The sequence below is a fragment of the Streptomyces sp. NPDC026538 genome (assembly GCF_055567535.1).
Window position 1 is genome coordinate 32,527 of record NZ_JBVHQG010000020.1, and the last position, 12,811, is coordinate 45,337.

8 protein-coding genes are annotated in these 12,811 nt (G+C 73.5%); 6 read left to right on the top strand and 2 right to left on the bottom strand.

Features of this window, described 5'->3' with window-relative positions:
* Positions 1-62 precede the first annotated feature (62 nt).
* The 5 genes from ACZ4N4_RS44680 (at position 63) to ACZ4N4_RS44700 (ending at position 9,968) form a co-directional block, all read left to right on the top strand.
* Positions 63-2,324, top strand: coding sequence for a bifunctional glycosyltransferase/CDP-glycerol:glycerophosphate glycerophosphotransferase (locus tag ACZ4N4_RS44680; protein ID WP_467600151.1), 2,262 nt, complete (start codon positions 63-65; stop codon positions 2,322-2,324).
* A 124-nt stretch (positions 2,325-2,448) separates the two neighbouring features.
* The gene (locus ACZ4N4_RS44685; protein ID WP_467600154.1) at positions 2,449-4,650 is read left to right on the top strand and encodes a CDP-glycerol glycerophosphotransferase family protein; all 2,202 of its coding nucleotides are present in this window, start codon (positions 2,449-2,451) and stop codon (positions 4,648-4,650) included.
* Between the two features lie 2 nt (positions 4,651-4,652).
* The gene (locus ACZ4N4_RS44690) at positions 4,653-6,842 is read left to right on the top strand and encodes a bifunctional glycosyltransferase/CDP-glycerol:glycerophosphate glycerophosphotransferase (RefSeq protein WP_467600157.1); all 2,190 of its coding nucleotides are present in this window, start codon (positions 4,653-4,655) and stop codon (positions 6,840-6,842) included.
* Positions 6,839-8,134, top strand: coding sequence for a hypothetical protein (locus ACZ4N4_RS44695; RefSeq protein WP_467600160.1), 1,296 nt, complete (start codon positions 6,839-6,841; stop codon positions 8,132-8,134). Before ACZ4N4_RS44690 ends, ACZ4N4_RS44695 begins: the two co-directional genes overlap by 4 nt.
* A gap of 154 nt (positions 8,135-8,288) precedes the next feature.
* Entirely contained in the window at positions 8,289-9,968 is a 1,680-nt protein-coding gene (locus ACZ4N4_RS44700) for a hypothetical protein (protein WP_467600163.1), read from the top strand.
* On the opposite strand, the gene ACZ4N4_RS44705 is transcribed toward ACZ4N4_RS44700, so the two are convergent.
* Positions 9,955-10,371 (bottom strand): organic hydroperoxide resistance protein, encoded by a 417-nt coding sequence (locus tag ACZ4N4_RS44705; protein WP_467600166.1) that lies wholly within the window; start codon positions 10,369-10,371, stop codon positions 9,955-9,957. The genes ACZ4N4_RS44700 and ACZ4N4_RS44705 overlap by 14 nt on opposite strands.
* 126 nt (positions 10,372-10,497) lie before the next feature.
* Between ACZ4N4_RS44705 and ACZ4N4_RS44710 the strand changes: the two genes are divergently transcribed.
* Positions 10,498-10,980, top strand: a complete 483-nt coding sequence (locus ACZ4N4_RS44710) for a MarR family winged helix-turn-helix transcriptional regulator (protein WP_450756415.1) — start codon at positions 10,498-10,500, stop codon at positions 10,978-10,980.
* Between the two features lie 226 nt (positions 10,981-11,206).
* Here ACZ4N4_RS44710 and ACZ4N4_RS44715 read toward each other — a convergent pair whose 3' ends face one another.
* Entirely contained in the window at positions 11,207-12,745 is a 1,539-nt protein-coding gene (locus tag ACZ4N4_RS44715; protein WP_467600220.1) for a glycosyltransferase family 39 protein, read from the bottom strand.
* Positions 12,746-12,811: the final 66 nt, after the last annotated feature.

Here is a 12,811-nt window from a genome sequence, read left to right on the forward strand (position 1 = left end):
CAAATCACTCCATTGGCCGTTCCCGGGCAGAACGCCCGCGCCGACCGACCCATGGATGCCCCTTGCCCAGGTTCAGTGTCATTGTCCCCGCGTACAAGGTCCAGGCGTATCTGCACGAGTGCCTGGACTCGGTGCTCTCGCAGTCGTATCCCGATCTGGAACTGATCGCCGTCGACGACCGCTCACCGGACGCCTGTGGCGCGATCATCGACGAGTACGCGGCCCGTGACGCGCGTGTACGGCCTGTGCACCTGCCGGAGAACCAGGGCCTGGGCGGTGCCCGCAACACCGGGATGGAGCAGGCGGGCGGCGACTACCTGCTCTTCCTGGACGGTGACGACACGCTCACCCCCGACGCGCTGCGGGCGATCGCCGACCGGGTCAAGGAGACCGGCGAGCCGGACGTGCTGGTCTACGACTACGCGCGGACCTTCTGGACGGGCCGGGCGGAACGCAACAAGGTCGCGCCGCAACTGACCGAGCAGGGTCCGGCGCCCTTCCGTCTGGAGGACCGGCCGGGTCTCCTCCGGGTTCTCATGGTGGCCTGGAACAAGGCGTACCGGCGGGAGTTCGTGGCGGAGCACGGCTTCGTCTTCCCGCCCGGCTTCTACGAGGACACCCCCTGGACCTACCCGGTCCTGATGACCGCCGGGTCGATCGCGACCCTGGACCGGGTCTGCGTGCACTACCGGCAGCGACGGCAGGGCAGCATCCTCTCCACCACCAGCCGCGGCCACTTCGACATCTTCGAACAGTACGACCGGGTCTTCGCGTTCCTCGACGAGCGGCCCGAACTGGCCCGCTGGCGGCCGGTGCTGTTCCGGCGGATGATCGACCACCTGTCGACGGTGTTCACCAAGCGGGAGCGGCTGCCCCGCGGCACCCGCGCCGAGTTCCTGCGCAGGGCCCGTGCCCACTACCGCCGGCACCGGGCCGAGGGCGCCCCGGTCCCGTGGCCCACCCGGCTCCGCCACGGCCTCGTCCACTACGGTCTGCACCGCACCTACCGCGCCCTCCAGCTGGCCCGGTTCGCGGGCCGCCGCACGGTGAAGACCGGCGTCAAGTCCCTCCGGGGCCTGCGCTCGGCCCTTCTCCAGCTGCACTACCGCGTCCAGCTGCGGCTGCCGCTGCGCGCCGACCGCGCGGTCTTCGCCGCCTACTGGAACCGCGGCCACAGCTGCAACCCGGGCGCGCTGGAGGCGGCGTTCCGCAGCCACGCCCCGCACATCCGCACCGCCTGGATCGCCCGCCCCGAGCACCAGCACGCCGTCCCGCCGGGCCCGCGCCGGCTGCGCCCGGGCACCTTCGGCTACTGGACCGCGCTGGCCCGCTCCAAGTACCTGGTGAACAACGTCAACTTCGACCGGCGGCTGAGGAAGCGCCCCGGCCAGGTGTTCGTGCAGACCCAGCACGGCACCCCGCTCAAGCACATGGGCCTCGACCTCCAGGAACACCCGGCGGCCGGCGCCCGCATGGACTTCGAGGAGCTCCTGCGGGGCGTCGACAAGTGGGACTACCTGCTGTCCGCCAACCGCCACACCACCCTGACCTGGGAGCGCGTCTACCCCGGCGGCTACACCACCCTCGAATACGGGTATCCGCGCAACGACGTCTTCCAGCAGGCCACCTCGGCCGACGTGACCCGGATCCGCGAGTCGCTGGGCGTCCCCGAGGGCACGGTCGCGCTGCTGTACGCGCCCACCCACCGCGACTACCGGCGCACCCAGCGCCCCGCGCTCGACCTGGACCGGATCGTGCGCCGGCTCGGCCCGCGCTTCGTGGTCCTGGCCCGCGCCCACTACTGGCACGGCGGCCCGCTCGCGGCCGGGGCGCGAGTGATCGACGTCAGCGACCACCCGAGCGTGGAGTCGCTCTGCCTCGCCTCGGACGCGCTGATCACCGACTACTCGTCGATCATGTTCGACTACGCCAACCTGGACCGCCCGATCGTCGTGCACACCGAGGACTGGGACGCCTACCACGCGGCCCGTGGCACCTACTTCGACCTGCGCTCCACCCCGCCGGGCGCGGTCGCCCGCAGCGAGGACGAGCTGATCGACATCTTCGCCGGCGGCCACTGGCGCGGCTCCCGCTCCGCGCAGCTGCGCGCCGCCTTCCGCGAGCGGTTCTGCCCGTACGACGACGGACGCGCCGCCGAGCGGGTCGTACGGCATGTGGTGCTCGGCGAGACGGCCGGGCTGCCGGAGTTCATCCCCCTGGACGAGCGACACCCTGTTCCGTCGGCGGCCTCGGGGCTCGCCCACTCCCCGCTGGCCACCGTTCCGCAACCTTCTGGTCACCCGCCCGTCACCGAGAGCCGCTGACCGCCGTTTGCCTTCCAGGGAGTTCTTTCGTGCCCCCCAACACCTCGCGGCCCACTCCGTCCCGGCCGTCCACCTGGCGCCCCACGGGGAGGCCGGGCCGCATGGACACCTGAGAAAGAGCAGCATGCCCCGCTTCAGCATCATCGTCCCGTCCCACGGGGTCGCCGGCCGGCTGTCCCAGGCGCTGGACTCGGTCCTCGCCCAGTCCTTCGGCGACCTGGAGCTGATCCCGGTCTGCGACGCGCCCGACGCCCCGGCCGCCTCGGTCGCCGCCGCCTACGCCGAGCGGGACTCCCGGGTGGCCCCGGTGCACTCACCGCCGTCCGCCGGGCTGAGCGGGGCCCGGAACACCGGGATGCGGGCGGCGCAGGGCACGTACCTGCTGTTCCTCGACGGCGACGACGTCCTGGTCCCGGGCGCGCTGGCGCGGCTGGCGGCACGGCTGGCCGAGACCGGTGACGTGGACGTGCTGTACTTCGAGCACGAGCGGGTGCCCTGGTGGGAGGGTGAACCCGCCAACCCGGCGGCAACGCTGCCGGCGGGCACCCCGCAGGGCGCCTTCGCCCCGGCCGAGGCACCCGCGCTGACCGGCGTGACACGGCCTGCGTGGAGCGCGGCCTACCGCGGCGCCTTCCTCACGGATCGTCGGCTCCGCTTCCCCGACGGCCACTTCACGGACCTCGGCTGGGGTGGCCGGACCACTGTCGCCGCCGGCCGTGTCGCGGTGCTGCGTTCGGTGGTCGTACGCCACCGGCTGCGCCGGCAGGGCAGTCGGCTGAACCTGCCGGGTGCGCACCAGCACGAACTCCTCGACCAGGTCGAACGGGTACTGGCGGGGGCGTTCGCGGCGGAGCTCCCGGGCGAGCGGACGCGGCCGCTGTTCGAGCAGCTCTTCGAGGCCGTGCTGGGGACGGCCGCCCGCCCGCAGCGGCTGCCGTCCGGGCACCGGGCGTTCTTCCGGCGGGCGGGGGCGCTGTACCGCACGTACCGGCCGGCCGGGTTCCGGATGCCGGGCGGCAGTCTCGGGGTGCAGCACCGGCTCCTCGCGGCGGGCGCGTACACCGCGTTCCGGGCGCTGCGCGGGGCCAACCGGGCGGTGGTCCGGGCGGCCGGACGGCTGCCCCGCCCAAGGCTGCCGCTCACCCGGCTGCGCTACGCCCTCGACCTGCGCCGCCCGCTGGACGAGAGCCTCGCCGTGTACTGCGCCTACTGGGGACGCGGTTACGCGTGCAACCCGGCCGCGATCCACGCCACGGCCCGCCAGCTGGCCCCGCGGCTGCGTTCGGTGTTCCTGGTCGAGGCCGGCCAGGAACACACCGTGCCCCGGGACGTCGAGTACGCCGCGATCGGCAGCCGCCGCTACTGGCAGGTGCTGGCCCGCGCCAAGTACCTCGTCAACAACGCCAACTTCGCGGAGGGCGTCGTCAAGCGGCCCGGCAGCGTGCATCTCCAGACACAGCACGGCACCCCGCTGAAGAAGATGGGCGTCGACCAGTCGACGTACCCGGTGGTCGCCGCGCAGACCGGCAGCTTCACCAAGCTGCTCGGCCGCGTCGACCGCTGGGACTTCAACCTCTCCGCCAACCGCCACTCCACCCAGACCTGGGAGCGCGCCTTCCCCGGCTCGTACGAGGCGCTGGAGTACGGCTATCCGCGCAACGACGTCTACTACACGGCGTCCGCCCACGACGTGGTCCGGGCCCGCCGCGGCCTGGGCGTCCCGGACGGCAGGACGGCCGTGCTGTACGCCCCCACCCACCGCGACCACCACAGCGGCTTCGAGCCCGGCCTCGACCTGGAGGCGTTCTGCGAGGCGGCCGGCGAGAACGTCGTCGTCCTCCTGCGCGCCCACTACTTCTACGACCGGGGCGCCTTCGCAGGCACCGGCCGGGTCATCGACGTCACCTCGCACCGCTCCGCCGAGGACGTGTGTCTCGCGGCGGACGCGCTGATCACCGACTACTCCTCCATCATGTTCGACTACGCCAACCTGGACCGGCCGATCGTCGTCTACGCCGACGACTGGGAGGTCTACCGGGAGACCCGGGGCGTCTACTTCGACCTGATGGCCGAGCCGCCGGGCCCGGTCGCGCGCACCCCCGAGGAACTGGCCCGGATCTTCCGCGAGGGTTCCCACCTGAGCCCGGAGTCCAAGCGGCTGCGGGCCGAGTTCCGGGCCCGCTTCTGCCAGTTCGACGACGGTCTGGCCGCCGAACGGGTCGTACGCCGGGTGTTCCTCGGCCAGCCGCCGGAGTCGCTGCCGCCGCTGATCCCCCTCGCGGAACGCCTGCCCGCGCCGGCGTCCACCGCCTTCGTGAGGAGCTGACCGTGCCCCGACTCAGTCTGATCGTGCCCTGTTTCAAGGTGCAGGGCTTTCTGCGCGAGTGCCTCGACTCGGTCCTGGACCAGTCCTTCCACGACATCGAGGTGATCGCCGTCGACGACCGCTCCCCGGACGGCTGCGGCGCGATCCTCGACGAGTACGCGGCCCGCGACCCGCGGGTACGGGTCCTGCACCTGCCCGAGAACGTCGGCCTCGGCCGTGCCCGCAACGCCGGACTCCCCCACGCCACCGGCGACTTCCTCCTCTTCCTCGACAGCGACGACACCCTCACCCCGGGCGCGCTGCACGCGATCGCCGACCGGCTGACGGAGACCGGCGACCCGGACGTCCTGGTCTTCGACTACGCCCGCACCTACTGGTGGGGCGGGACCCGGCGCAACGCCCTCGCCGAGGTGCTGAGTTCGACCGACGGCGTCTTCACCGCGGCCGAACATCCGGAGATCCTCGACCTGTTGATGGTGGTGTGGAACAAGGCCTACCGGCGTGACTTCGTCGCGGAGAACGGCTTCCGGTTCCCGCCGGGCTACTACGAGGACACCCCCTGGACCTTCCCGGTCCTGCTCGGCGCCGGCCGGATCGCCACCCTCGACCGGATCTGCCTGAACTACCGCCAGCGCCGCCAGGGCAACATCCTCTCCACCACCAGCCGCAAGCACTTCGACATCCACGACCAGTACCGGAGGGTGTTCGAGTTCGTCGACTCGCGCCCGGAGCTGGCGGGTTGGCGGCCGTATCTGCACCGGAAGATGGGCGAGCACTGCCTGGACATCCTCGCCAAGCCGGACCGGCTGCCGCCCGCCGCCAAGGGCGAGTTCTTCCGCCGCACGGCGGAGCTGTACCGGGCGTACCGGCCGGAGGGTGCCGACCTCGGGGTGCTGGGCGGCTCGTACGCGTCGTACCTGCTGCGGCGGCAGGCCGGGCGGGCCGGCCGGGAGAGCGGACGGCAGGTGCTGCGGGTGCGGCGGGCGGCGGGCGCCCGAGCCCGGCGCGCGCTGACCGGGCTGGGCGGCCACCGTGCGCTGGACGAGCGGCTGGTCCTGTACTCGGCGTCCTCGCACCGGGGCCTGCGGGGCGACCCGGCGGCCGTCTACCGCAAGGCCCGGGAGATCGCGCCGGAGCTGCGGGGCGTCTGGGTGGTGAAGGACGCGGAGGTGGCGGCGGACCTGCCCGCGGACGTGGAGCACGTCCTGCTGGACTCCCCGGAGTACCGGCGGCTCACCGCCCGCGCGAAGTTCCTCGTGAACGACGTCAACTGGCCCGGCGCGCTGGTCAAGCGGCCCGGCAGCGTGCACATCCACACCCATCGGGGCACCCCGCTGAAGTACCTGGGCGCCGACCTGCTGGGCAAGCCCGGCGCCCGGCTCGGTCTCGACGTGCCGCAGATGCTGCGCCGGGCCGACCGCTGGGACCACAGCCTGGTCGCCAACCTCCACTCCGAGTTGGTGTGGGAGCGGGCCTACCCCTGCCACTTCGCGTCGGCCCGCACGGGCAGCCCGCGCAACGACGTCCTGGTCCAGGGCGGTCCCACGGACTTCCGGGCCCGGTACGGCATTCCCGCCGACCACACGGTCGTGCTCTACGCCCCGACCCGCCGGGACTACGTCCGGGGCGGTCATGTCGAGCGGATCGACCTGGCCCGGTTCGCCGCCGACCTCGGCGCGGGCCACACCCTGGTGGTCCGGCTGCATCCGGCGCTGGCGACCGGCCCGGCACGCGGGATGGGCCTGGCCGAGCTGCACCGGCGCGGGATCGTGGTCGACGCGACCGGCGAACCGCACGGGGAGCAGGTGCTGCTGGCGGCGGACGCGCTGGTCACCGACTACTCCTCCGTCATGTTCGACTACGCGAACCTGGACCGGCCGATCGTCGTGCACGCCGACGACTGGGCCGCGTACACCGCGAGCCGGGGCGCCTATCTGGACATCACCGCCGAGGCGCCGGGCCATGTCTCCCGCTCCTACCGGGAGCTGGCGTGGCTGTTCGCCTCGGGCGGCTGGCGGGACGAGGAGTCGGCACGGCTGCGGGCCGACTTCCGCTCCCGTTTCTGCGAGTTCGACGACGGCAGGGCCGCCGAACGGGTCGTACGGACGCTGCTGCTCGGCGAGTCGATGCCGGCCGCCGACGTGCGGGTGCCGGAACCGGCCCCGGGTCACGATCTGCTGGCGTCGACGTGAGACCGCGCACCTGGGTGCTGGTCCTGGCCGCCGTGTTCGCGGTGCTGCAACTCGCCGACGTCACCGGCCGGGACACCCCCGACTCCAGGAACTACGTGTCCTACGCGCTGACCCTGGGCGGCGCGGACCAGCGGACGGCGGCGGCCCGGACGGTCGACTGGGCGTGCGCCGGCCAGGCGTCCGAGGCGGCCCGCGCGCAGAGCGTGAACGTCGTGCACTTCCATGCGCCGAGCCCGGCGGAGCGGGTCTTCGCCGAGTGCCGGGAGGACGAACTGCGGCGCGTGGAGACCCGGTTGGCGGCCGGGCAGACGGACGGGCACGTCGTGCCCTTCGTGGGCCCCCGGCTGCGGGCCATCTTCGAGGTGCGGCCCGGCTATCCGGTGCTCCTGCTGCCGTTCGTCACCGTGTTCGGGGTGACCTGGGGGGTGTGGCTGGCGTCTGTCCTGGTCACGGTCGCGGGCGGGGTACTGGCCTTCCTGGTCCTGCGGACCCTGTCGGTACCGGTGCCGCTCGCGCTGACCGGGCAAGCCCTGTACTACGTCCTGCCGGTGGGCACGACCGCGATGCGGCCGATGACCGAGGGCCTGATGCTGGCGCTGACCCTGACGGCGGTCTGGGGCTGCGCACTGGCCCTCACCGGGCGGGCGCGAGGTGGAACGGCGCTGGTGGCGGGCGCGCTGTCGGCACTGTTCGCCGTGAAGCACGCACAGGCGCTGTTCCTCGGGTTGTGCCTGGCCGGGGCGGGAGCGGCGGTCGCCCTCGGGCGGCGACGGCACGGCCGGGCATCCGGGCGCGGGGTGGTGGCGATCGCGGCGGCGGGCTGCGTGGCGGTCGCCGGCACCCTGCTGCTGGCTCGGCTGCTGCACTATCCCTCCGAGGCGGAGAGCATGCAGGACCTGCTGACCGACCACTACCGCCACCCGGACCGGGTGCGGCCCTGGCCGGAGTTCCTCCATCTGGAGTGGGACTTCTGGGTGGAGTGGCTGCGCCGGCAGCTGCCGTCCCCGCTGTTCCCGGCGGCGCTGGCGGCCGGGGCGTGGGGAGCGCGGCGGCGGCCGGCCTTCGGGGCTTTCCTGCTGGCCGCCGCGGCCACCGGGATCCTGACCCAGGCCGGGCATCCCGACATCACCATCGGGGGCGACCGGCTGATCGTGCTGGCCTGGCTGCTGCCGGTGGTGGGCATCCCCCTGCTCCTTGACCGCCTGGCGCACCGGGCGATTCCGGTTCCCCTGCAGGGGACACTCGCGGAGACGAACGCTGCGGGCCTGCGGGAGGGTCACTCGATGACGTGAGCGGTATGGGCCTGCGGGAGGGTCACTTGATGACGTGAGCGGTGTGGGCCTGTCGGAAGCTCACTCGTTGAGGTGACGGGCGGCAGAGCGGACGGGATGCCGGCGGGGCGGGCGGGAACACTCGGCAAATGGTCCGCCCTGTCCGTTCTCTCCGGTGAGCACCGGCGCCCTGGTCCGGCGCGCCGCGCGCGGCTCCACCGCCCTGCGCGGCGGCCGCGTCCGGAGACTCACCCCGTACCAGGTCTTCGGCCTGCTGTTCTGGCTGGTGATGACCCTCGCGTACTGGCGGGTGCCGCCGTGCTGCGAGGCCGGACAGCACGCGGCGGCGGTGGAGCGGCTGCTGCGGGCGCGCCCGGCCGACACCGCTGCCTCCCCGTACGTGCTCGCGCAGGACGCGCTGGCGCGGCTGACCGGGCTCAGCGGGTGGCAGCTGCTGCGGGTGTGCGGCCCGCTGAACCTGCTGGTGCTGCTGACCGGGCTCGGCCGGCTGGTGCGCGTCCTCACCCCGCGCCCCTGGGCGCCGGTACTGGCGCTGGCCTTCGGGTCCGTGCTGTGGGGCACCCGGCCGGGATGGGGCGGTGGCTCGCTGGCCCTGCTGCCCCTGACCGGCAGCCTCGGCTACCCCTCCGCGTTCGCCCTCGGCCTCACCCTCTGGGCCTGGGCCCTGACCGGCGCCCGGGCCCGTGATCTGCGCCGGGTGCGCTATGTCGGTCCGAGCGGCCTGCGCAGCCGCTCCGGATACGCGGCGCTCGGGGTGCTCTACGGAGTGGTGGCGCTGGTCGACCCGCTGCTCGGCGTGGCGGCGGCAGCCGGGGCGGTGGCGTTCGGGGCGGGATGGCAGCGGGGGTGGCCGGGCGCGGTGTGGGGGCGGTGGGGGCTGATGGGCGCGGTGGCGGCCGGGGTGATCGCCTGCGGCACCCACGCGCGTGTGCTGCCGCAGGCGGACGGGCTGGACGGACTGGAGGGCGTGTACGGGCTGTACGGGGCCTACGGCGGGGTGGTCGGGCAGTGCTGGCTGGCGCTGCTCGGCGTACCCGCGCTGTGGCTGCGGGCACGGGACGCGGGATCGGCCCCGGAAGTGGCCGCGGGATCGGCCCTGGGAAAGGCCGCGGGATCAGCCCTGGAAAAGGCCGCGGGATCAGCCGCGGGAAGGGGCGAGGGATCAGCCCTGGAAAACGCCGCGGGATCGGCCGCGGGAAGGAGCGAGGGATCGGCCGCGGGAAGGGCCACGAGGCAGGACGCGGGACGGTCCGCGGCTTGGCGTGATCCGCTCGTACTGCTGTTCCTCATGGGGGCCCTGTTGGCCGGGTACGGCGTTCGCCACGGCTTCGGCGAACTGCTCGGCCCCGCCCTCCTGGCACCGCAGTGCGCGCTCGCGGTGGAGCTGGCGGCACAGCGTCCCTGGCCGGTCCGGCGGCGGGCGCTCGGCTGGGCCGCGGCCGGCGGGGTCTGCCTGGGCTTTCTGACGGCGCAGGCCGGAGCGGTCGTACCGCGGTCACTGGACCCGGTCGGCTTCGTCCAGCCGCCGCGCTGGCCGTCGTACGACTGGGCGGCCCGGCACATCGGCCCCGGGGAACCCGTGGTCACGGACGCCTACTACGCCGTACGCCTGCTCCCCGGATACGGCATCGAGCTGGCCGACGCCCGCGACCACCGCCCCCGGGTGCGCTGGCTGCTGCTGACGCGGCGCGAGCGGCTGCCCGGGGATGCGGTGGTCGTGGACTGGAGCCGGCGGACCGGGGAGGTGCTCGCGCGGCTCACCGGGACGAAGGACGTACCGGTGACCGCTCGGCCGGCTGCCCGACTGACTGCTCGGGCGACTACTCGACGATGAGCTCGACCGGGATGTTGCCCCGGGTGGCCTTGGAGTAGGGGCAGTAGTCGTGGGCCTGGTGGACGAGCTTCTCGCCGGTCTCGTTGGCGAGCTCCTCGGGGAGCTCGACGCGCAGCGTGACCTTGAGCGCGAAGCCGCCGTCGGACTCGTCCTTGCCGATGCCGACCTCGGCGGTGACGGAGATCTCGCCGGTGTCCACCTTGGCCTGGCGCCCGATGGCGCCGAGCGCGCTGGCGAAACAGGCGGCGTAACCGGCGGCGAAGAGCTGCTCGGGGTTGGTGCCCTGTCCGTTGCCGCCGAGAGCCGGCGGGAACGCCAGCGCGAGGTCCAGCTGCCCGTCCGAGCTGACCGCCCGTCCCTCCCGGCCGGTGGCGGTGGCGGCTGCGGTGTAGAGCGCGTCCATGGAAGACCATCCCTCTCGAAGTTTCGGTGTTCCGGCGGCTCCGTTCCTGCCGCCCTCACGACGACAAGTAGAGCACACAACTCAATTGCGCACAACTAAATGACTCACAAGAGGTAGGATGGAGCCATGACCGCGACGACCCCGACCCCCGCCCCCGAGGCAGAGTGGCTGCGCCTGGACCGCCAGATCTGCTTCTCCCTGCACGCCGCGTCCCGCGCCTTCAACAGCGTCTACCGCGTGATCCTCAAGGACCTCGGGCTCACCTACCCGCAGTACCTGGTGATGCTGGTGCTGTGGGAACAGGGCGACCTGCCGGTCAAGAAGCTCGGCGAACACCTTCGTCTGGACTCCGGCACGCTGTCACCCCTGCTCAAGCGTCTGGAAGCGGCGGGTCTGGTCCACCGGGAGCGCAGCGCCCGCGACGAACGCTCGGTGGAGGTACGGCTGACGGAGCAGGGCGCCGAGCTGCGGGAGCGGGCGTTCGAGGTACCGCGCAGGATCATGTCCGCGACCGGCTTCGACGTGGACGAGATCCGGGATCTGAAGGCACGCCTGGACCAGCTGACGGGGTCGTTGGACACGGCGGCTTCGGAGGAGGGGGCGCGCTGAGCGCCCCGCCAGGGCAAGGGGCGCGCTGAGCGCCCCGCCAGGGCATGGCGCGCGCTGAGCGCCTCGTCAGAGAAGCGTGCGCTGAGCGCCCAAGTCAGAGAAAGGGGCCTGGTGAGCGTCCCGCCAGGGGCGCGGGGCTGTGTCAGGGGCGGTGTCGATGGTGCGGCTTACCGCCGCATGGGCGCGACCAGTGCTCCCCAACCCCCGCCGAGCCCGCAGCCGGCACTCAGCCCAACCCGCTCCGGATCGGCCGCACATACAGCCGCAGCGCGATCCGGTCGATCACCATCTCTTCCCGCAGCACGAACTGCTGGTTCAGCACGGCGAGTTTGGCGCGCTCCGTGCCGAGCCGCGGCCGATACCCGCTCACCAGCGCGTACTTCTCCATCACCGCCCACACCTCGTCCACTCCGGCCAGCCGCCGCCGCAGTGTCCCCGCCCCGACCTCGCGGCCGTACAACGTCCCGGACGCCGAAGCCGGTTCGGCCAGTGCGACGTCCCGGGTGCCCTTGAAGTCGTCGGGGTAGGCCAGCTCCGTCCCCCGCGCGTGGGCCGGCAGGTACAGCACGGGATCGCCGGGCCGCAGCACCCGCGCCGCCGCCTCCGCGACCGCGCCGAGGTCGTCGGGCCGGTTGGTCGGCACACGGTCGTGCCGCAGCAGCGGCACCTGGTGGGTGAAGGCGAGCACGAGCGCCAGGACCCCCGCCAGGGTGAGCGCGGGCGACCTGGGCGTGGTCGCCGTGCCGCGCGGCCAGAGCCGGCCGAGCGCCCCGGCGACCCGGTCCGCGCCGAGCGCCACCAGCAGGGGCGCCCCGGCGAGCGCGTACAGCACATACCTGTCGACGTAGAGTGGCGTGAGCTGCGACGCCAGCATCAACGCCACCGGTGGCAGCACCGCGAGCGGCAGCGCCACGGCCGCGAGGGTCACCTCACCGCGCCGGCCCACCAGCCGGGTCAGCCCCAGCAGACCGAGCGCGAGGCACGCCCAGTACACCCCGTCGGTGGGTCCGAGGTACTGGCGCAGCAGCACCTGCGCGGTCTCCAGGTCCGGCTCCCACAACCACGCCAGCTGGGCCGACTGCGCGTGTGAGATGACGGCCATCGGAGCCAGGGACACCGCCACGCCCGCGGCCGCGCAGCCCCACCCCCGCCACACCCTTCCCGACGATCGGGTCAGCGCCAGAGTTCCCGCGTGCGCGAGCAGCAGCAGGACCGCGAACTCGTGCAGCCAGCAGGTGACCGCGAGGACGGCGCCGTACCACCACCAGGCCCGCCATCGCCCTCCGGCCTTCGCTTCGTTCTCCGATTCGCCCTCTCCTGCGGCCTCCGCCTCGGTCTCTCCGCCGGCCTCCCTTTCGGCCGCCGCCCGTACGAACAGCAGGGTCGCGCCGGTCGCGCCCGCGGCGACCAGGGCGTAGGAGCGGCCCTCCTGCGCGTAGTGCCCGACCAGCGGGGTGACCGCGTACATCAGTCCAGCCCACAGTCCGACGCGCGGCCGGGCCAGGCGGGTGCCGAGGGCGGCCACCAGGCCCGCGGTGACGGCCGCCGCGCACACCGAGGGCAGCCGGAGGTCGACCTCGCCCGGCCGGCCGGGGGCGACGGCGAGGACGACGTGCATCAGCAGGTAGTACAGGCCGTGCACCGCGTCCACACCGTGCAGCAGCCGCCAGATCTGCGGCACCGTGCGCCGGGCGACCTGGTAGGTGACGGCCTCGTCGCGCCACATCCCGCCGCGGTGCAGCCCCCAGAGGCCGACCGCGAGCATCACCGCGGCCGGAACGGCCACGACGACGGCACGGCGCGCGCGGCCCGGCGGACCGTCGGGGGGTCC

Coding starts and splice junctions, on each gene's coding strand:
- ACZ4N4_RS44705 (WP_467600166.1), bottom strand. CDS start 10,371: ATGGACGCGCTCTACACCGCAGCCGCCACCGCCACCGGCCGGGAGGGA.
- ACZ4N4_RS44710 (WP_450756415.1), top strand. CDS start 10,498: ATGACCGCGACGACCCCGACCCCCGCCCCCGAGGCAGAGTGGCTGCGC.
- ACZ4N4_RS44715 (WP_467600220.1), bottom strand. CDS start 12,745: ATGCTCGCGGTCGGCCTCTGGGGGCTGCACCGCGGCGGGATGTGGCGC.
- ACZ4N4_RS44685 (WP_467600154.1), top strand. CDS start 2,449: ATGCCCCGCTTCAGCATCATCGTCCCGTCCCACGGGGTCGCCGGCCGG.